This is a genomic window from Pseudomonas plecoglossicida NBRC 103162 = DSM 15088 (genome assembly GCF_000730665.1).
GTDB classification, from domain to species: Bacteria; Pseudomonadota; Gammaproteobacteria; order Pseudomonadales; family Pseudomonadaceae; genus Aquipseudomonas; species Aquipseudomonas plecoglossicida.
The window spans coordinates 42,793-62,101 of sequence record NZ_BBIV01000003.1; the positions used below are offsets into that span (position 1 = coordinate 42,793).

Below are 19,309 nucleotides of genomic sequence, written 5' to 3' on the forward strand. Positions count from 1 at the left end.
GAGGGCGTCAGTATGCCTTGAGTCGGTGATCAGCCCAAGGTGGGCGGCGCCTGCATCGCCGGCAAGCCCGCTCCTACAGGAGCCGGCTTGCCGGCGAAGGATTCACTCGAAGTGTTCAGGCTTGACCGCGTCGCCCGATTTCATGTCCAGTTTCTGGCGGATGTCTTCGAACATCGCGTCGTAGAGCTTATGCGGCGAACCGAGGTTCTCAAATTTCTTGGGTGGAGCGAGATAGGACTGGGCCTTGCGGCTCAGCACCATCAGAAAACTGGGCAATACCTCTTCCTTGGACAGGAAGAACTTCTCGTCCACCGACTTGCCCTCGATGCTGCCATGCATGTGGAACTGGATGCCCCTGCCTTCCTTGGGATCCGAAGATGCCTCGTAATTGATGTTCAGGTCGTAACTGTGGTCAGCCGAGTTAAGCGCGGCACGCTGGATATGTACATGACCTGGCTCATACGTCGCCATGGCAGGCTCCTCTGGATAGTGAAAATGGCGGGCTCTGGTAGCCCGCCAACTGCATTCAACGGTAGCTGATTCCTGGCTTGGCAATGCTGACACGTGTGCCACCGGTGCCTTGAACGATCTTCTCGATGTTCTCCAGCGAACCAATCACCGCAACCCTACCGGTCAAGCGGGCAAACTCGCAAGCGGCCTGGACTTTTGGCCCCATGGACCCCGCCGCAAAGCCCAGGCGCTCCAGTTCGTCGGGGTGCGCTTCGGCGATCGCTTTCTGGGTAGGCTTGCCGTAATCGATATACGCGGCATCGACGTCGGTGGCGATCACCAGCAGGTCGGCGCGCAGCTCGCGGGCGAGCAGTGCCGAGCACAGGTCCTTGTCGATGACCGCTTCGATGCCCTTGAGCGTGCGCTTGGTCTTGTCAGGATCGTACATGGTCGGGATGCCGCCGCCGCCCGCGCAGATCACCACGGTGCCGCGTTCCAGCAGCCAGGTGATCGGCTTGATCTCGAAGATGCGGATCGGCTTGGGGCTGGCCACGACACGACGGTACTTGTCGCCATCGGGCTTGACCTTCCAACCCTTCTCATCGGCCAGGCGCAGCGCCTCGTCCTTTTCGTAGACCGGCCCGATGAACTTGGTAGGGTCCTTGAAGGCGGGGTCGTTGGGGTCGACCTCGACCTGGGTGAGCAGCGAGGCGAACGGCACTTCGAAAGGCAGCAGGTTGCCCAGTTCCTGTTCGATCATGTAGCCGATCATGCCCTCGGTCTCGGCGCCGAGCACGTCCAGCGGATAGGCTTCGTCAGGTTTGTAGGAGAGCCCCTGAAGGGCAAGCAGGCCAACTTGCGGGCCGTTGCCGTGGGCGATGACCAGTTCGTTGCCGGGGTGAACCCTGGCGATCTGCTCGGCGGCAGTGCGGATATTGGCGCGCTGATTGTCAGCGGTCATGGGCTCGCCGCGGCGCAGCAGGGCGTTGCCGCCCAATGCAACAACGATACGCATGGGGAATGTCCTTTGTGGGGCAGCTTCAAGCTTCAAGCTTCAAGCTTCAAGCTTCAAGAAGAAGCGGATCCGAGTAATGAGCCGCCTTTCTTGTGGCTTGTAGCTTGTAGCTTGTAGCTTGTAGCTACTGGTTGTCAGAGATCGGCCAGGGTCGAGACCAGGATCGCCTTGATGGTGTGCATGCGGTTTTCCGCCTGCTCGAAGGCGATGCACGCTGGCGACTCGAACACGTCGTCGGTCACTTCGATGCCATTGGCCATTTCCGGGTACTGTTCGGCGATCTGCTTGCCGACCTTGGTTTCGGAGTTGTGGAACGCCGGCAGGCAGTGCATGAACTTGGAGCGTGGGTTGCCGGTGGCTTTCATCAGTTCCTTGTTCACCTGGTAAGGCTTGAGCAGCTTGATGCGCTCGCCCCAGGCTTCGATCGGCTCGCCCATCGACACCCAGACGTCGGTGTGCACGAAGTCCACGCCCTTGACCGCCGCTTTCGGGTCTTCGGTCAGGGTGATGCGTGCGCCGCTTTCTTCCGCATACTTCTTGCAGCGCTCGACCAGGTCGTCATGCGGCCACAGGGCTTTCGGCGCGGCGATGCGCACGTCCATGCCGAGCTTGGCACCGATCAGCAGCAGCGAGTTGCCCATGTTGTTGCGGGCATCGCCCAGGTAGGCGTAGCTGATGTCGTGCAGCGGCTTGTCGCTGTGCTCGCGCATGGTCAGCACGTCGGCGATCATCTGGGTCGGGTGGTATTCGTCGGTCAGGCCGTTGAACACCGGGACGCCGGCGAACTTGGCCAGCTCTTCGACGATTTCCTGCTTGAAGCCACGGTATTCGATCGCATCGTACATGCGCCCCAGTACGCGGGCGGTGTCCTTCATGCTTTCCTTGTGGCCGATCTGCGAGGAGTTCGGGTCGATGTAGGTGACGTTGGCACCCTGGTCATAGGCGGCGACTTCGAAGGCGCAACGGGTGCGGGTCGAGGTCTTCTCGAAGATCAGGGCGATGTTGTTGCCCTTCAGGTGCTGCTGCTCGGTGCCAGTGTACTTGGCGCGCTTGAGGTCGCGGGACAGGTCCAGCAGGTAGCGCAGTTCGCGGCTGGTGTGGTGTTCGAGGCTGAGCAGGTTGCGGTTGTGAATGTTGAACGCCATGACAGTTCTCCTTGAATTCGGTGGGCAGCCCGGCCGCCGCTTTGTGGGCGCGGCCGGGTGTAATGGGCGTTAGTAGTCGATTGGGTCGCGGACGATCGGGCAGGTCATGCAGTGGCCGCCGCCACGGCCCCGGCCCAGTTCACCGGCGCTGATGGTGATGACCTCGATCCCGGCCTTGCGCAGCAGGGTATTGGTGTAGGTGTTGCGGTCGTAGCCGATGACCACGCCGGGCTCGATCGCCACCACGTTGTTGCCGTCATCCCACTGTTCACGCTCGGCGGCGAAGCTGTTGCCGCCGGTCTCGACAACCCGCAGCTTGACGCCAAGTTGTTCGCCGACCACCTCGATGAACGATTTGTTGATACGGCGAACATCCATGCCGTAAGGCTTTTTCTCGTCCGGACGGATGATGAACGGCACGATCTCGTTGACCACTTCCGGGAAGACTGTGACCAGGTCGCGGTCGCAGAAGCTGAACACGGTGTCCAGGTGCATGGCGGCACGGGATTTCGGCAGGCCGGCAACGATGACTTCGGTGGCCGCGCCTTTCTCGAACAGGTTGCGCGCCAGTTGGCCGATCGCTTGACGCGAGGTCCGCTCGCCCATGCCGATCAGGACGATGCCCTTGCCGATCGGCATGACATCGCCACCTTCGAGGGTGGACGAGCCATGCTCTTTGTCCGGGTCGCCGTACCAGACTTCGAACTCGGCGTTGGTGAATTCCTTGTGGAATTTATAGATGGCGGTGGTCAGCAGGGTTTCCTGGCGTCGCGCCGGCCAGTACATCGGGTTCAGCGTCACGCCACCGTAGATCCAGCAGGTGGTGTCGCGGGTGAACTGGGTGTTGGGCAAAGGTGGCAGGATGAAGCTGGAGTGGCCCAGATAGTCGTTGTACATCTTGACCACATCGGCGCCTTCGCTCTGTGGCAGGTCCTGGCCTGCCACGCCACCGATCAGGAACTCGGCCAGGTGACGCGGATCCTGGCCTTCAAGCCAGCTGCGCACTTCGTTTTTCAGGCCTACGCCGACGGTGTCATCGGTGAGCTTGCGGTCAAGGATCCACTTGAGTGCATTCTTGTCCTGCACGATGTCGGTCAGCAGGTTGTGCATTTCCAGCACGTCGACGCCGCGTTCGCGCATCTTGGTGACGAAGTCGAAGTGGTCACGCTTGGCCTGGTCGACCCAGATCACGTCATCGAACAGCAATTCGTCGCAGTTGCTCGGCGTCAGGCGCTTGTGCGCCAGTCCCGGCGAGCAAACCATCACCTTGCGCAGCTTCCCTGCTTCGGAGTGGACACCGTACTTCTGTTTTTCAGTGGACATTGTTCAATCCTCCATTTAGTGCGAAGACGTGGGTCAAAGAGTCAGGAAGCCGTCGTATAGGCCATAGGCCGCCACCAGGGCGCCGATGACAACGGCTGCGAAGAGCAGTTTTTCCACGTTGGTGAAGATCGGTTGGCCAATTTCATGCTTGGCCTTGGCGAACAGGATCACGCCCGGGGCATACAGCAGGGCGGACAGCAGCAGGTATTTCATGCCGCCGGCGTACAGCAGCCAGATGGCGTAGATCAACGCGATGGCGCCGATGAGCAAGTCCTTGGTGCGTTCGCCCGCAGCCTGCTCGTAGGTTTCGCCGCGCATGGCCAGCAGGAACGCATAGGCCGCCGACCACAGGTAAGGCACCAGGATCATCGAGGTGGCGAGGTAGATCAGCGACAGGTAGGTACTGCTGGAGAACAAGGTGATGACCAGGAAGATCTGCACCATGGCGTTGGTCAGCCACAGGGCGTTGGCCGGCACATGGTTGGCGTTCTCGCGGCGCAGGAACTCCGGCATGGTGTGGTCTTTGGCGGCGGCGAACATGATCTCGGCACACAGCAGTACCCACGACAGCAGGGCACCGAGCAGCGAGATGATCAGGCCGACGCTGATCAGCACCGCACCCCAGTGGCCGACCACGTGCTCGAGCACGGCAGCCATGGATGGGTTCTGCAGCTTGGCCAGCTCTGGTTGAGTCATCACGCCCAGCGACAGCACGTTGACCAGTACCAGGAACAGCAGCACGGTGATGAAGCCGATGACGGTGGCCTTACCCACGTCAGAGCGTTTTTCCGCCCGTGACGAGAAGATGCTGGCGCCTTCGATACCGATGAACACCCAGACGGTGACCAGCATCATGTTGCGCACCTGGTTCATCACGCTGCCCAGTTCCGGTGTACCGGTGCCCCAGATGTCAGCCGTGAAGATGTCGAGCCTGAAGGCGAACAGACAGATCAGCGCGAACAGCACCAGCGGCACGATCTTGGCCACCGTGGTGACCAGGTTGATGAACGCTGCTTCCTTGATGCCGCGCAGCACCAGGAAGTGCACTGCCCAGAGCAGGACCGAGGCGCCGATGATGGCCGCCGGGGTGTTGCCCTCGCCGAAGATCGGGAAGAAGTAGCCGAGAGTACTGAACAACAGCACGAAGTAGCCGACGTTGCCCAGCCAGGCACTGATCCAGTAACCCCAGGCCGAAGAAAAGCCCATGTAGTCACCGAACCCGGCCTTGGCGTAGGCATATACCCCGCCGTCCAGGTCAGGCTTTCGGTTGGCCAGGGTCTGGAACACGAATGCCAGCATCAGCATGCCGACGGCCGTGATGCCCCAGCCTATCAGCACGGCACCGACACCGGCGCTTGCTGCCATGTTTTGCGGCAGCGAGAAGATCCCGCCACCAATCATCGAGCCGACGACAAGTGCAACTAGCGCGCCGAGTTTTAGTTTTGCGGACGAATCAGACATTTAACAACTCCTGCCAGGAGAAAGTTGACGACAGAATAAATCCGACGCCGAGGCCATGCCCTGACCTAGATCAGTCTCATGACCGGGTGTGTAGGAAATTGCCTACACGCGGCTCCTGGAGAGTGCCGGCAGCTCTGCCGCAGGCCTTGTGCGCTGGCACCTCCATGTACTACTAGAGCAAACGCTCTGTTAACCCTGCGATGACTGAAGCTAGCCGCTTTTGCCGCAATCGCAAATTTTTCACAAGAATATTCAGTTTTATCAGCTTCTTTTCTAGTTGCCCGACAGCTGCTAGTTTTCAAAGGTAAGGTCTATAGAAAAAGTGGTTATGAGCACCGCTCGTTCAATAACCCTTATATATGTAAACTGCACCCATATTGGCCGTCAGGGCCGTTACAAACGCATGACAACAGGTAAAAAAGGAGCCCCATGAGCGAACCAGGACATAAGCTACGCCTTGGTGCATTGATCGCGCTGGTGGTCGGTTCGATGATTGGCGGCGGGATCTTCTCGCTGCCGCAGAACATGGCGGCACGCGCCGATGCCGGTGCGGTGCTGATTGGCTGGGGGATCACGGCGGTCGGCATGCTGGCGCTGGCGTTCGTGTTCCAGACCCTGGCCAACCGCAAGCCTGAGCTGGACTCCGGGGTGTATGCCTACGCCAAGGCCGGCTTTGGCGAGTACATGGGCTTTTCCTCGGCCTGGGGATACTGGATCAGCGCCTGGCTGGGCAACGTCGGCTACTTCGTGCTGCTGTTCAGCACCCTGGGCTTCTACTTTCCGATTTTCGGTGAAGGCAACACGCCGGTCGCCATCGGCTGCGCCTCGGTGCTGCTGTGGGCCGTGCATTTCCTGGTGCTCAGGGGCATCAAGGAAGCGGCGTTCATCAACCAGGTGACCACCGTGGCCAAGGTGGTGCCGCTGCTGATCTTCATCGTCATCGCCGCCTTTGCCTTCCGTGCCGACATCTTCACCCGCGATATCTGGGGCCTGAGCAACCCTCAGTTCGGCAATGTGCTGGACCAGGTACGCAACATGATGCTGGTGACGGTGTTCGTGTTCATCGGCATCGAAGGTGCCAGCGTGTATTCGGGGCGGGCCCAGCATCGCTCGGACGTCGGCAAGGCCACGGTGATCGGCTTTGCCGGGGTGCTGGCACTGCTGGTGCTGGTCAACGTGCTGTCGTTGGGGGTGATGACCCAGCCTGAGCTGGCCAATCTGCAGAACCCGTCGCTGGCCTCGGTGCTCGAGCACATCGTCGGCCCCTGGGGCGCGTTGCTGATCAGTATCGGCCTGGCCATTTCGCTGCTGGGAGCCTTGCTCTCGTGGGCGCTGTTGTGCGCCGAGATTCTCTACGCCACGGCACGGGACAAGACCATGCCGCGCTTCCTGGCCAGGGAAAACGCCAACCATGTACCGGCCAACGCCCTGTGGCTGACCAACTGCATGATCCAGGGTTTTCTTCTGATCACGCTGTTTTCGGCGGGCACCTACACCAGCCTGATCTACCTGGCCTCGTCGATGATCCTGGTGCCTTACCTGTGGTCGGCTGCCTATGCGGTGCTGCTGGCCGTGCGCGGCGAAAGCTACACCGGGCAGCCGGCGCTGCGGCGCAAGGACCTGCTGGTGGGGGCGGTGGCGCTGGTGTATGCGGTGTGGCTGTTGTACGCCGGCGGTCTGAAGTACCTGTTGCTGTCGGCGCTGCTGTATGCGCCGGGGGTGATCCTGTTCGCCCGGGCCAAGCGTGAGCAGGGGCAGACCCTGTTCACCACCTGGGAGAAGCTGATATTCGCGGCGGTGCTGGCCGGGGCGGTGCTGGCGGCCTACCTGCTGTGGTCAGGGCTGCTGAGCTTGTGACCCGGCAGGGCAGGGGTGTTCCGGGCGGGACCAGATCCACAGGTTGCCCAGGGTCATGCCGGCAATGGCCAGAAACACCGGCCAGTGATGTTCGAGGAAGGTCAGCATCAAGCCCGCGCACAGCAGCATGCTGACGGTGGCGCTGACCTTCGCCCGGCGCTGGATCACCTTGCCGTTGCGCCAGTTGTACAGGATCGGCCCGAACAGCCGGTGGTTCTCCAGCCAGGCCGACAGCCGTGGTGAACTGCGGGTCGCGGCCCAAGCGGCGAGGAGGATGAACTCCGTGGTCGGCAGGCCAGGGATGACGATCGCCACCAGGCCGATGCCCAGGCTCACATAGGCCAGGATGCCGTACAGCAGGCGCGACAGTTTCGAGGGGGCGGGTCGGGTCATGGTCTCTTTCGTAAAACGGTCCGGCCACCGGAGGGGTGGCCGGGTGAGGCGTGTCAGGCCAGCGCAGCGTCCGCAGCGTAGGCATGCTTGAGCAGTTCGGTGAAACGCTCGAAGGCAGCGACTGCGCCACGTTCGGCAGCAGCGTCGTCTTCGGCCGACAGCGCCAGGCCATCGAGGATACGGGTGAACTGCTTCCAGCCTTCGGCACGACCACCGGCCGGTTCGCCGAGGTGGCGGGCGCCGAAACTGTCGGACAATTCCAGCGCCACGGCACGCTTGATCAGAAACGCGGCGCCCAGTTTGGAGCCTTCGGAGACGAAGATCCAGCCCAATGCTTCACCCAGGCTGGGGTTCTGCAGTGCACCGGGTACCGCTGCCGGCACTTCGGTGTCGAGGTCGGCGAGGTCCAGGCGAGCCTGCTCGGCGCGGCAGCGCTCGGCCAGGTCGGGGACGATGGCGATCAGCTGCGGATCGGTATAGAGGGCCTGCAGTTCGGACTGGAACAGGTACTGGGCGACGACGAAGCGGGCAAAGCTTTCGCGGCTGTCGAACGGTTTGTGCGACTTGACCAGGGCGTCGAGTTCGGTGTGCGGGGCGTGGGTGACCTGGTTGAGGCGTTGCGAGCGCAGGGCGGGGCGGTCGGTCATGGGGTGTCCTTGGGAAATGAGGGCGTCTAGTGACAAGACGAAACAGCGGGGTCGGGACAGTAAAAAAACTGCGGTCTTGTGTTGATTCTTCTGACCTCATCGCCGGCTTGCCTGCGATGAGGTCAGTGCAAATCAGATGTCCCACACCACATTGATGGCAAAGTTGCGCCCCGGCATGGTCAGGCGGTCGAGGTTGGCCGGCTGGGTCACGCCTGCCTCGCCCTGGCCGTCGTAGGCACGCACTGAATCCCACTGCCAGTATTTCTTGTCCGTGAGGTTGTAGAGACCCGCATTGACCGTGACGTCATCGGTCACCTTGTAGAAGCCCGACAGATCCAGCACGCCGTAGCCCGGGGTGCGGAACTTGCTGCTCGAACCATCTGGGGCGAAGAAGTTGGTGTCGTCGACACGGGTCTTGCGTTTGACCAGTGTCCAGCTCAGCAGGCCGCCATAATTGGCCTGGTCATAACCCAGGCCGAACACGCCGGTCAGCGGATTGACGCTGTTCAGCGGCGCGCCGGTGTCATCGTTGCGGCCATTGGCGTAGGCAATGGACGCTTGGCTGTACAGGCCATTCGGTGCGCCGAAGCGGTCCAGGTTCAAGCGCCCCTTGACCTCGGCGCCCTTGATGGTGGCGTGCTTGATGTTGTTGGCCGTGAACGTGTTGCCCAGGTTGGCGCTTTGCACCGCATCTTCATCGATGAAGTCGCGGTACTTGTTGTAGAAGACTGCCACGTCGAAATTGCCGGCATCGAAGTTGCCGCGCAGGCCGGTCTCGTAGCTCTTGCTCTTTTCCGGCTCAAGGTCTGGGTTGCCTACGACGCGATAACCTTCGCCCAGGTTATCGAAGCGGCCATACATCGACTTGGCCGTGGGTGTGCGGAAGCCCTCGGCGTATTGGCCGTACCAGGTGTAGTTGTCGTCGAAGGCATAGGTCAGGCCAAACTTCGGCGACACGCGGTGCCACTTCTTGTCCGAATCGTCGAGGCTGGTGGGGCTGGCGCCGCCGGAAGTCTGCAAGCCACGCAGGAACTCGTTGGTGAACTCCGGCTCCATGCGCGTGTAGTCGTAGCGGGCACCCGGCAGGAAGGTCCAGTTGTTCCAGCGGATTTCATCCTGCACGAACAGGCTGTAGGTGTTGACTGTCGGGTCCGGGAAGTCGCTGACCAAGGCTTGGGTATCGGGGACGCTGATCTGGCCGATGGCCCGGCAACTACCGCCAACCTCCAGGCAGGTGCCGGTGCCACTGCGCGAGCCGGTGACCTTCTCGTGCCTGAGGGTGGTGCCGTAGGTCAGCAAATGGTCGGTTGCGCCGATGCTGAAGGCTTTGTCCAACTGGGCATCGAAGACCCAGAGCCGGTCCTTGTAGGTGGTGTCGCGGGTACGAAAGACCGTGCGGGAGAAGGGGACGTAGACTTCCTCGGTGTGCTGGTCGGTCTTGGCGATCTGATAGTTCAGGCTCCACTTGATGTGGTCGGCCAGCGCCGACTCGAGGCCGAACTCATGGTTGATGCCGAAGCGTTCGCGGGTCACCGTGTCGTTGCCCATGCGGCTGCGGTACATGCCCATGCCGACGCCACCGTTGAACGGCCCCCCGACGGCACTGAGGATGTTCTGGTCGCGGTCATCCTTGTAGCGCTCGTAGGTGAACCCCAGGCGCGCATCGTCGGCGTAGTCCCAGCCCAGCTTGGCCAGCACGTTGGTGGTACGCACGTCCTGCGGGTTGGCTTCGGTCCGGGACAAGCCGCTGCCGCCATGCTCGCCGTAGGATTCGGTTTCGTGGCCATTGCGCTGGCTCAGGTGCAGCAGGCCGTCAAAATCGCCCTGGCGGCCGGCCACGGTGGCGGAGGTCAGCCAGCTGTCGTCGGCCGAGCTGTAGCCGGTCTTCAGGCGTGCACCCACATCCTTGCCGGGCTTGATGATGTCGTCCGGGTCGAGGGTGAAATAGCTCACCGCGCCGCCAATGGCGTTGCTGCCGTACAGCACCGAAGCCGGGCCGCGGAGGATTTCCACGCGCTTGACGATCTCGGGGTCGACGTAGTTGCGCTGGGTCTGGGCGTAGGGGCCGTAGAAGAAGCTGTCAGGGATCGACACACCGTCGATCTGGGTGAGTACGCGCTCGCCGTCGATACCGCGAATGTTGTAGCCGTTCAGGCCACTGCGCTGGCCGGTGCCGGCCACCGAGACGCCCGGCTCGTAGCGCACCAGGTCGTGGATGTCGTTGACGTTCTGCCGGTCCAGTTGCTCGCGGGTCTGCACGCTGACGGTGCTGGGTACCTGGCTGACGTCCTGGGCGCTGCGGGTGGCGCTGACGGTCATCTGCTGCAGGGCGATGGCGTTGCCTGCCGACTGACGTTCCAGCACCACATTGCCGTTGCCGATCTTGCGGTAGTTCAGGCCGGTGCCCTGCAGCAACTGTTTCAACGCAGCTTCCGGCGCCAGGGCGCCGCGTACGCCCGGCGATGCCACACCTTCGGCGAGTTCGGCACTGAAGCCGACCTGCCAGCCAGTCACCTGGCTGAAGGCGTTGATGGCTTCCACCAGCGGTTGCTGGGCGATGTTGAAGCGGTAGTCGCCCATGCGCTTGCTGCTGGCCTGGGTAGGCTCCGCGGCGAGGGCCGGCAGGCTGCAGGCACCACTGGCGAGCAATGCCAGGGTCAGCAGGGACAGTTGTCCTGTACGGCGGGGAAGAGTGGACGGGCGTGTTGGACCTGTGGACATCGAAAGCGCTCCCTGACGCGCAAACTGTTATAGGTATGACCGTTCCTGTTTTGAAACAAGAATCAGTTGCATTGGCTATAACGAGACGGGCGGGGGAGCGCGATCGCGTAAAAATAATTTTCAGGTCAGTTGAGGATGACCACGGCCGGGTATTCGTGCAGCTGCGCTGAAGTGATGTGGGCCAGTGCGCGCAAGGTCTCCAGTGGTTGGTCGAGGCGGTAGTTGCCGGTCACGGCCATGTCGTCGAGGTGGTCGTTGCGGTTGATGATCCACCCTGGGTAATAGCGGCGCACTTCCGCCAGTACCTGGCTCAGCGGGCAGTTCTCGAACACCAGCCGGCCTTCGACCCAGGCCAGATCCTTGCGCATGTCCGGGCGCTGGCGCTGGCCGAAGCCTTGCGGGCCGACGCTGATGCTGTCGCCGGCGCTGAGGCGAATGTGCTGGTCGCTGGCGGCCTGCAGGTCGACGTCACCGCGTTGCACCCGCACCTGCGCCTCGCCATCGAGGTAGCGCACGGCGAAATCGGTGTCGCGTACCTGCGCGCGCAGCGGCCCGGCCTGTACCTCCAGGGGCAGTTGCGCGCCACCCGCCACCTGGAAGTACGCCTCGCCTTGCAGCAGGCGCGCCACCTGGCGGCCCTCTCGCACGTCGCTGGCGAACGCCGAGTCGGTATTGAGCAACACCTTGGCACCGTCATCGAGCTGCAGGCGCTGGCGCTCGCCGACCACGGTCAGGTGGTCGGCCTGCAGGCGCATCGGTAGGTTGCCGAAGGTGAACAGCCCGACCAGCAGCACGGCTGCGGTGGCCAGTGGTTTCCAATGGCGACGCAGGCGCCCTCGCACGGAGCGCCGCCGGTCCAGGTGCATCCGGGTGGCGGCCTGGCGCAGGGGCGCGCCATTCCACAAGGCTTCGGCCTCGACGTAGGCCTTGGCGTTTTCCGGGGCCGCACTGAGCCACTGCTCGAAGGCCAGGGTATCGGCGTCGGTGGCGCATTGCAGGCGAACGAGCCAGTCCAGTGCCTCGTCCATCGCACGGGCGCGGGCGTCGGGCCCGTCGGCAGGCGGGCGAGTGACAGGGCTGTCGGTCACGGTGGGTCCTTGAATGGATTTTTTCGAATGATCAAGGCTAAGGCGCCGTGTGGCAAGGGCTTCGGCTCACTCAGGTGGCCGGCGGTCAAGTCATTCGAGGCGGTCGGCCACGCCCATGCAGATGCCCATGATCAGCTTCAGTTCTTTCTGCACCGTGCTGGCCGACACCTTGAGCTGTTCGGCGATCTCCAGGTAGCTGGCGCCGTGCAGGCGGCTGAGGATGAAGATCCGCTGCTGGCGCTCGGTCAGCTGGTTGAGGCTGACGCTCAGATGCTCGAGCAACCGTTCGGCGTGCGCGGCGTCTTCGCTGCTGCTCAGTGGGGCCGCGACATTGTGCAGGACCTCGTCGGGCACATCGTCCACCAGCATGCGCGATTGCACCCGGCGCGTGCGCAGATGGTCCAGGGCCAGGTTGCGGGCGGTCTGGAACACGAAGGGTTCGAGATGTTCGATGGGTCGTTCGCCGAGCGCGCGGGATACCCGCAGGTAGGTTTCCTGCAGCAGGTCCTCGGCGGTGCTGGGGTTGCCCACCATGCGCTGCAAGGTACGCAGCAGGGGAAGGCGCTGGACGAGGAAGACGGAATTGAACCGGGACTGACTCACGGGGGGACCTGGCCGACGAAAGGTGAATGATAATGCTTATCATCTTGTCTGTAGGTCAAGTCTGGAAGTGTTAGGAAAAGGTAAAGATTGTAGTGGGCCGGGCTGGCCTCATCGCCGGCAAGCCGGCTCCCACAGGCTCGATGGGGGCCTTGTGGGAGCCGGCTTGCCGGCGATGGGGCCAGTGAAGATCAGCGGGCGCTGCACAACGCCAGGCAGTTGTCCAGCATGCGGTTGGAGAACGCCCATTCGTTGTCGTACCAGGCCAGTACCTTGAGCATCCGCCCATTGGCGCGGGTGTGGTTGGCATCGAAGATCGACGACAGCGGGTTGTGATTGAAGTCGCACGACACCAGTGGCAAGGCATTGTAGCCAAGGACCTTGGAGTGCTGGCTGGCCTCCAGGAACAGCTGGTTGACCTGCTCGACGCTGGCCTCGCGCCTGAGGTTGACGGTCAGGTCCACCAGCGACACGTTGATCACCGGCACGCGCACCGACATGCCAGTCAGCTTGCCAGCGAGCTCCGGCAGCACCAGGCCCACGGCCTCGGCGGCGCCGGTCTTGCTCGGAATCATCGACTGGGTGGCGGAGCGGGCACGGTACGGATCGCTGTGGTAGACGTCGGTCAGCACCTGATCGTTGGTGTAGGCATGGATGGTAGTCATCAAGCCTTGCTCGATGCCGAACTCGCGGTGCAGCACCTGGGCGATCGGCGCCAGGCAGTTGGTGGTGCAGGAGGCATTGGAAATGACCTGGTGCGAAGCGCGCAGGATGTCGTGGTTGACCCCGTACACTACCGTGGCGTCGGCGCCCTTGGCCGGTGCCGAGACGATCACCTTGCCAGCCCCCGCCGCCAGGTGCGCAGCCGCCTTGGCGCGGTCGGTGAACAGCCCGGTGCATTCGAACACCACATCGATCGCCTCGGCCTTCCAGGGCAGTTCGGCCGGGTTGCGGATGGCGCTCACGGCGATGCGGTCACCGTTTACCGTCAGGCTCTCGTGATCGGCCTCGACCGATGCAGCGAAGATGCCGTGGACGCTGTCGAACTTGAGCAGGTGGGCGTTCATCGCACTGTCGCCCAGGTCGTTGATGGCGACGACCTGCAGGTCCTGGCGGTAGCCTTGGGTATACAGTGCGCGCAGGATGTTGCGCCCGATGCGGCCGAATCCGTTGATGGCGATGCGTAGGGTCATGGCAGTACCTCTGGCAGTCGGAGTGAAACCTGTGGCACAAAGAAGCTTCACTGAAACGGTTTTGTTGTTGGAATTACAAGATTATTCACTGAGCGATAGAAAACAAGCCTTTTTGCTGGCAGTATTTTGTTTAAACATACAACGAGCGGTCGGGCAGGCCGCCTCCTTCGTAGCGTCGGGCCCTCTACCTTGAGCCTAGGTCGCAATCGTTTGGAGGGGAAATGCCGGTCAAACCGCCCTAATCGTTAGCCTGGAGTCCAGTACATGCACCCGCGCATCCTTGAGGTCACCCAACGGCTGATCGAACGCAGCCGTGCCACCCGTGAACGCTACCTGAAGCTGATTCACGGCGCGGCCAGTGACGGACCCATGCGGGCCAGCCTGCAATGCGCCAACTTCGCCCATGGCGTGGCCGGGTGCGGCACCGACGACAAGCAGAGCCTGCGGCTGATGAACGCGGCCAACGTGGCCATTGTCTCGGCCTACAACGACATGCTGTCGGCCCACCAGCCCTACGTGCACTTCCCCGAACAGATCAAGCAGGCCCTGCGCGAGGTCGGCTCGGTCGGCCAGTTTGCCGGCGGTGTGCCGGCCATGTGCGATGGCGTGACCCAGGGTGAGCCTGGCATGGAGCTGGCCATCGCCAGCCGTGAAGTGATCGCCATGTCCACCGCAGTGGCGCTGTCGCACAACATGTTCGATGCGGCGCTGATGCTCGGTATCTGCGACAAGATCGTGCCCGGGCTGATGATGGGCGCGCTGCGCTTCGGCCATCTGCCGACCATTTTCGTGCCCGGCGGGCCGATGGTTTCGGGCATTTCCAACAAGCAGAAGGCCGATGTCCGCCAGCGCTATGCCGAGGGCAAGGCCAGCCGCGAGGAGCTGCTGGAGTCGGAAATGAACTCCTACCACAGCCCTGGCACCTGCACCTTCTACGGCACCGCCAACACCAACCAGCTGGTGATGGAAGTCATGGGCCTGCACCTGCCCGGAGCATCGTTCGTCAACCCGTACACCCCGCTGCGCGATGCCCTCACTGCCGAGGCCGCGCAGCAGGTCACGCGCCTGACCAAGGCCAGTGGCAGCTTCATGCCGCTGGGCGAGATCGTCGACGAGAAGGCGCTGGTCAACTCGATCGTCGCCTTGCACGCCACCGGCGGCTCGACCAACCACACCCTGCACATCCCGGCGATCGCCCAGGCGGCTGGTATCCAGCTGACCTGGCAGGACATGGCCGACCTCTCCGAGGTGGTGCCGACCCTGTCCCACGTCTACCCCAACGGCAAGGCCGATATCAACCACTTCCAGGCCGCGGGCGGCATGGCCTTCCTGATCCGTGAGCTGCTCGATGCCGGGCTGCTGCACGAAGACGTCAATACCGTGGCCGGCCCCGGCCTGCGTCGCTACACCCAGGAACCGTTCCTCGACAACGGCAAGCTGGTGTGGCGCGAAGGGCCACGGCAGAGCCTGGACGAAAGCATCCTGCGCCCGGTGGCGCGGCCGTTCTCGGCCGAAGGGGGGCTGCGGGTGATGGAAGGCAACCTTGGCCGCGGGGTGATGAAAGTCTCTGCCGTGGCCCCCGAGCACCAGGTGGTCGAAGCACCGGCGCGGATCTTCCATGACCAGCAGTCGCTGGCCGATGCTTTCAAGGCCGGCGAGCTGGAGCGCGACTTCGTCGCCGTGGTGCGCTTCCAGGGCCCGCGCTGCAACGGCATGCCCGAGCTGCACAAGCTGACGCCGTTCCTTGGTGTGCTGCAGGACCGTGGCTACAAGGTCGCATTGGTGACCGACGGGCGCATGTCTGGCGCCTCGGGGAAGATCCCGGCAGCCATTCACGTTTGTCCCGAAGCCTTTGACGGTGGCCCGCTGGCGCGGGTTCGCGACGGTGATATCGTGCGGGTCGATGGTATCGAAGGTACGCTGCGGGTCATGGTCTCGGCCGAAGAGCTGGCCAGTCGCGACCTGCCCGCGCCGCCCCAGGGCAACGACCTGGGCTGTGGCCGCGAGCTGTTCGGCTTCATGCGCATGGCGTTCAGCCCGGCAGAGCAGGGTGCGAGCGCCTTCACCTCGGCCCTGGAGAACCTCAAATGAAGGACCTGCTGGTTGGCGACATCGGTGGCACCAATGCCCGTTTTGCGTTGTGGCGTGACAACCAGCTGCATGACGTGAAGGTGTTCGCCACGGCGGACTACACCAGCCCCGAGCAGGCCATCGAGGCCTACCTGCACGACCAGGGCATTGCCCGAGGAGGGTTGTCGGCGGTGTGCCTGGCGGTAGCCGGGCCGGTCGATGGCGATGAGTTTCGCTTCACCAACAACCATTGGCGCCTGAGCCGCAGTGCCTTCTGCAAGACCTTGCTGGTCGAGCAGTTGCTGCTGATCAACGACTTCTCGGCCATGGCCCTCGGCATGACGCGACTCAAGCCCGGAGAATTTAGCGAGGTGTGCCCTGGTCAGGCCGACCCGGTACGGCCGGCGCTGGTGATCGGCCCTGGGACCGGGCTTGGCGTCGGCAGCCTGCTGCGCCTGGGTGAGCGGCGCTGGCAGGCCCTGCCGGGCGAGGGCGGGCATGTCGACCTGCCGGTGGGCAATGCCCGCGAGGCGGCCCTGCACCAGCAGATTCACCAGCAGATAGGCCATGTCAGCGCCGAGACGGTGCTCAGTGGCGGTGGTCTTGTTCGTTTGTATCAGGCCATGTGCGCGCTGGACGGTGACACGCCGCGTCACAAGACCCCGGCGCAGATCACCGATGCCGCGTTGAATGGCGAACCGCGGGCGTTGGCGGTGGTCGAGCAGTTCTGCCGTTTCCTTGGGCGGGTGGCCGGTAACAATGTGCTGACCCTGGGCGCGCGCGGTGGGGTCTATATTGTCGGCGGTGTCATCCCGCGGTTTGCCGAGTTGTTCCTGCGCAGTGGCTTTGCTGCGAGTTTTGCCGACAAGGGGTGCATGAGTGGTTACTTCGCCGGGGTGCCGGTGTGGCTGGTGACGGCGGAGTTTTCCGGGTTGCTGGGCGCCGGGGTGGCCTTGCAGCAGGCGTTGGATCATTGATTTGACAATGGGGCTGCTGCGCAGCCCAATCGCTGGCAAGCCAGCTCCTACAGGTGCCGTGTGATCCCTGGGGGCGCGGTCTCTGTGGGAGCTGGCTTGCCAGCGATTGGGGCGCGAAGCGGCCCCTGAAGCAGGCAACAAAGACCTGTGACAACAACAAGAGGGGCGGGACACCTTGAGCACTGCCGGTAAATCGATCCTGATGGTCGACGACGACCAGGAAATCCGTGAGCTGCTGCAAACCTACCTGAGCCGTGCAGGTTTGCAGGTGCATGCCGAAGCCGATGGCATGGGCTTTCGTCGGGCGCTGGAAAGCACCCCGTGCGACCTGGTCATCCTCGATGTGATGCTGCCCGACGAAGACGGCTTCAGCCTGTGCCGCTGGGTGCGTCAGCACCCACGCCAGTCGCGGGTACCGATCATCATGCTGACGGCCAGTTCCGACGAAGCCGATCGGGTCATCGGCCTGGAGCTGGGCGCCGACGACTACCTGGGCAAACCGTTCAGCCCGCGTGAACTGCAGGCACGGATCAAGGCCCTGCTGCGCCGCGCGGAGTTCGGCCAGGCAGCATCGGCCAGCGCCGTACTGGCCTTCGACGACTGGCGCCTGGATACGGTCAGCCACCGCCTGTTCCACCGCGATGGCGAAGAAGTGATCCTCTCGGGGGCCGACTTTGCCTTGCTCAAGCTGTTTCTCGATCACCCTCAGCAGATCCTCGACCGCGACACCATCGGCAACGCCACCCGTGGGCGCGAGCCGATGCCACTGGACCGCATCGTCGACATGGCCGTCAGCCGCTTGCGCCAGCGGCTGCGCGACACCGACAAGCCGCCACGGCTGATTCGCACCGTGCGCGGCAGTGGCTACCTGTTGGCAGCCCATGTCTGCTGCGCGGGTTGAGCGGCGCTGGCGCCTGCTGCCCCGCTCGCTGCTGGGGCGCATGCTGCTGTTGACCCTGCTGGTGGTGCTGCTGGCCCAGGGCCTGTCCAGCCTGATCTGGGTCGCCCAGTTGCGCGCCAGCCAGTTGCAGGGGTTGCGTGCCAGCGCCAGCAGCCTTGCCCACTCGATGAGCGCCAGTGTCAGCTACTTCCGCTCGCTGCCGGTGGCCTACCGGCCCATGGTGCTCGACCAGCTGCGCAGCATGGGCGGTACGCGCTTCTTCGTGTCGCTCAACGACAAGCCGCTGGACATGCCGGTATTGCCCGTCACACCGCGCAAACAGGCCGTCATCGAGGTGTTCCAGCAGGTGCTGCACGAGCGCCTGGGGGCACAGATGGACATCTCCGTGGAATTCGTCGGCCCCGATGATCTGCGCATCTTCAACAGCGGCCTGAAGCTCGATGAGTTGCCGCGGTCGTGGGCCCACTATTCGCTGACCCTGGAGCCGCTCAACCCGCCGGTACTGGTCACCCAGATTCGCTTGGACGAAGGCGAATGGCTGTACATCGCCTCGCTGTTGCCCGAGCCCTACACCAGCCTTGAAACCGAGCGCCTGCCGCGTCAGCAGATCGGTTTCATCGTCCTGACCACTGTGTTGCTGTTGCTGTTCATCGGCCTGCTGGTGCACTGGCAGAGTTGGCCGCTCAAGCGACTGGCCCGCGCGGCACGGGAACTGTCGCTGGGCGCGGATGTGGCGCCGGTGGCCGAAGGCGGCGGTAGCGAGGTGGTCGAAGTAGCGCGGGCCTTCAACAGCATGCGCGAGCGCATCAGCCGTTACCTGACCGAGCGATCGCAATTGTTCAGCGCGATATCCCATGACCTGCGCACGCCGATCACCCGGCTGCGACTGCGTGTGGAGCTGTTGGAGGACGAGCGCCTGCAGGCCAAGTTCAGCCAGGACCTGGACGAGCTGGAGCTGCTGGTCAAAGGCGCATTGCAATGCGTGAAGGACACCGACATCCACGAGAACATCGAGCCGATCGACCTCAACCAGGTGCTGGAAATCCTCGCCGAGCCGTACCTGGGCGATGGCCGCATCACGGTCGAGGGGCGGGCGCTGGCGCCGTATCCGGGCAAGCCCCTGGCGGTGCGGCGCTGCATCGGCAACCTGATCGACAACGCCATCAAATATGGCGAAAGGGCCCGCCTGCGCATCATCGACAGCACCGAAGGCTTCGTGCTGCAGGTGGATGACCAGGGCCCAGGCGTTCCGCAGCAACGCCTGGAGCAGGTGTTCGAGCCGCACTTTCGCTTGGCGGGGCAGCAGCAAGGGTACGGCCTGGGGTTGGGGATCGCGCGCAACATCGCCCATAGCCATGGTGGCGAGGTGAGCTTGCTCAACTTGCGGGAGGGGGGGTTGCGGGTGACCTTGCATCTGCCGCGAGGGGTGGATTGAGCCTGATGGCCCTATCGCCGGCAATGTCACCGC

The 19,309-nt window shown here is 63.3% G+C and carries 16 protein-coding genes; 5 read left to right on the forward strand and 11 right to left on the reverse strand.

The features are described from left to right. Positions 1-102: 102 nt before the first annotated feature. The 5 genes from PPL01S_RS01675 to arcD (PPL01S_RS01695) form a co-directional block, all read right to left on the reverse strand. Complete coding sequence (locus tag PPL01S_RS01675; RefSeq protein ID WP_016392196.1) at positions 103-471, reverse strand: DUF5064 family protein; 369 nt, start codon at positions 469-471, stop codon at positions 103-105. A 55-nt stretch (positions 472-526) separates the two neighbouring features. Beyond that, complete coding sequence (gene arcC, locus PPL01S_RS01680; protein ID WP_016392197.1) at positions 527-1,465, reverse strand: carbamate kinase; 939 nt, start codon at positions 1,463-1,465, stop codon at positions 527-529. A 134-nt stretch (positions 1,466-1,599) separates the two neighbouring features. After that, positions 1,600-2,610 carry an ornithine carbamoyltransferase gene (locus tag PPL01S_RS01685; protein WP_016392198.1) on the reverse strand — a complete coding sequence of 337 codons (1,011 nt, stop codon included), beginning with the start codon at positions 2,608-2,610 and terminating at the stop codon, positions 1,600-1,602. Between the two features lie 69 nt (positions 2,611-2,679). Continuing rightward, positions 2,680-3,933: an arginine deiminase gene (arcA, locus tag PPL01S_RS01690; RefSeq protein ID WP_016392199.1), complete on the reverse strand. Its 1,254-nt coding sequence runs from the start codon at positions 3,931-3,933 to the stop codon at positions 2,680-2,682. A 33-nt stretch (positions 3,934-3,966) separates the two neighbouring features. After that, entirely contained in the window at positions 3,967-5,394 is a 1,428-nt protein-coding gene (gene arcD, locus PPL01S_RS01695) for an arginine-ornithine antiporter (protein WP_016392200.1), read from the reverse strand. 429 nt (positions 5,395-5,823) lie between these two features. On the opposite strand from arcD (PPL01S_RS01695), the gene arcD (PPL01S_RS01700) reads away from it, so the two are divergent. Then, positions 5,824-7,251 (forward strand): arginine-ornithine antiporter, encoded by a 1,428-nt coding sequence (gene arcD, locus PPL01S_RS01700; RefSeq protein WP_016392201.1) that lies wholly within the window; start codon positions 5,824-5,826, stop codon positions 7,249-7,251. Here arcD (PPL01S_RS01700) and PPL01S_RS01705 read toward each other — a convergent pair. The 6 genes from PPL01S_RS01705 to gap form a co-directional block, all read right to left on the reverse strand. Continuing rightward, entirely contained in the window at positions 7,231-7,644 is a 414-nt protein-coding gene (locus PPL01S_RS01705; RefSeq protein WP_016392202.1) for a YbaN family protein, read from the reverse strand. The genes arcD (PPL01S_RS01700) and PPL01S_RS01705 overlap by 21 nt on opposite strands. 53 nt (positions 7,645-7,697) lie before the next feature. Continuing rightward, a complete protein-coding gene (locus PPL01S_RS01710) occupies positions 7,698-8,291 on the reverse strand; it encodes a biliverdin-producing heme oxygenase (protein ID WP_016392203.1) in 594 nt (197 codons plus the stop codon). A gap of 132 nt (positions 8,292-8,423) precedes the next feature. Further along, positions 8,424-11,012 carry a TonB-dependent receptor gene (locus PPL01S_RS01715; protein ID WP_028625187.1) on the reverse strand — a complete coding sequence of 863 codons (2,589 nt, stop codon included), beginning with the start codon at positions 11,010-11,012 and terminating at the stop codon, positions 8,424-8,426. Positions 11,013-11,137: 125 nt separating this feature from the next. Beyond that, entirely contained in the window at positions 11,138-12,100 is a 963-nt protein-coding gene (locus PPL01S_RS01720) for a FecR family protein (protein WP_028625188.1), read from the reverse strand. A gap of 90 nt (positions 12,101-12,190) precedes the next feature. Then, complete coding sequence (locus tag PPL01S_RS01725; RefSeq protein WP_028625189.1) at positions 12,191-12,703, reverse strand: RNA polymerase sigma factor; 513 nt, start codon at positions 12,701-12,703, stop codon at positions 12,191-12,193. 188 nt (positions 12,704-12,891) lie between these two features. Beyond that, entirely contained in the window at positions 12,892-13,893 is a 1,002-nt protein-coding gene (gap, locus tag PPL01S_RS01730) for a type I glyceraldehyde-3-phosphate dehydrogenase (RefSeq protein WP_016392797.1), read from the reverse strand. A gap of 264 nt (positions 13,894-14,157) precedes the next feature. Between gap and edd the strand changes: the two genes are divergently transcribed. From edd to PPL01S_RS01750, 4 genes are all read left to right on the forward strand, one after another. Further along, complete coding sequence (edd, locus tag PPL01S_RS01735) at positions 14,158-15,984, forward strand: phosphogluconate dehydratase (protein ID WP_028625190.1); 1,827 nt, start codon at positions 14,158-14,160, stop codon at positions 15,982-15,984. Continuing rightward, the gene (locus PPL01S_RS01740; protein ID WP_016392799.1) at positions 15,981-16,940 is read left to right on the forward strand and encodes a glucokinase; all 960 of its coding nucleotides are present in this window, start codon (positions 15,981-15,983) and stop codon (positions 16,938-16,940) included. The genes edd and PPL01S_RS01740 overlap by 4 nt, the downstream gene beginning before the upstream one ends. A 175-nt stretch (positions 16,941-17,115) precedes the next feature. Then, complete coding sequence (gene gltR, locus PPL01S_RS01745) at positions 17,116-17,841, forward strand: two-component system response regulator GltR (RefSeq protein WP_016392800.1); 726 nt, start codon at positions 17,116-17,118, stop codon at positions 17,839-17,841. Then, on the forward strand, positions 17,822-19,276 hold the full coding sequence (locus tag PPL01S_RS01750) for an ATP-binding protein (protein WP_016392801.1): 1,455 nt from the start codon (positions 17,822-17,824) through the stop codon (positions 19,274-19,276). The genes gltR and PPL01S_RS01750 overlap by 20 nt, the downstream gene beginning before the upstream one ends. Positions 19,277-19,309 lie beyond the last annotated feature (33 nt).